The sequence below is a fragment of the Ciceribacter sp. RN22 genome (assembly GCF_024054295.1).
GTDB classification, from domain to species: Bacteria; Pseudomonadota; Alphaproteobacteria; order Rhizobiales; family Rhizobiaceae; genus Allorhizobium; species Allorhizobium lividum.
In genome coordinates this window covers 3,153-4,033 of the sequence record NZ_JAMXLD010000016.1, presented here as the reverse complement: position 1 = coordinate 4,033, position 881 = coordinate 3,153, and the positions used below count along the sequence as shown (strand labels likewise).

The following is an 881-nucleotide window of genomic DNA, read 5'->3' as shown; positions in this document are numbered from 1 at the left end:
AGGCCATTCGATCTGACGAGGACGGTAGTCAGGATGCGCGGCCACCATTTCGAAAGACCGCATCATATTGAAAAACATGCGCCCTTCTTGAAATACGGAAGAAGTCAAAGCTGCGAGGTTGTGATCAGTGGTTGATTATGGTCGGGGGCGACAATGGAGAATGGACACAGCATTGCGGTACGGGTTGGCGGCGAGCATGAGTTCTCCAATCTGTGTGATACACTCGCTGACGCCTTCTTCGAAGATCCGTTCGTGGACTACATGTTTCCCGACAAATCACGGCGGGCCAAGTTTCTTCCGATCTATTTTTCGATCTATTCCGAATCCGGGCACATGCTGATTGCCAGCCGTGGCGATGACAGATTTGTCGGCGCGGCAGTGCATTTCACACCCGACAACCTCGATATCGGTGAAGAGAGAGTGCGGAGTGAGACCGCGAAGGCGTATGCGCTCTGCAGGCACGACGCGCGTACCGTGGTCGCAATGATGAAAGCGCTGAACGACAACCATCCCCGCGACTTTGTCCATGCATATCTGCTCTTTATCGGCTCGCGCCTTCGAGGCTCGGGCGTTGCTACCGCACTCCTGGACCATCTTTCGCAAAAGTGGGATGCTGAGGATCTCCCGATGTATGGGGAGGCGACAACTGCAGCAAACCTCGACTTCTCCATCAGGCACATCGGCGCTCGAGCGCTTGAACCACGCATCCGCCTCGATACCGGCCAGGAGCTGTTCCCCTTGTTACGCCTCCCTCAAGGTCGCCAGATTTCGCAGGCGTGATCGTCGGTATAGCTGCGCTGGCAATCGGCAGCCGGTACCGGGGTCGAGGCTGAAGGGGCTGTCGACGAGAGTGCGGGGAAGCCGCCGCGGCTCGCGCGGAA

At 57.4% G+C, this 881-nt stretch carries 1 protein-coding gene; it reads left to right on the top strand.

Going from position 1 to position 881, the window contains the following annotated elements; genetic code table 11:
• The first annotated feature begins 153 nt into the window (after nucleotides 1–153).
• Nucleotides 154–780, top strand: a complete 627-nt coding sequence (locus NHF53_RS22605; RefSeq protein ID WP_252836209.1) for a hypothetical protein — start codon at nucleotides 154–156, stop codon at nucleotides 778–780.
• The last annotated feature ends 101 nt before the right edge of the window (nucleotides 781–881 follow it).

What these genes read in the sequence shown, in the direction of transcription:
- NHF53_RS22605 (WP_252836209.1), top strand. Translation starts at nt 154, where the DNA reads ATGGAGAATGGACACAGCATTGCGGTACGGGTTGGCGGCGAGCATGAG.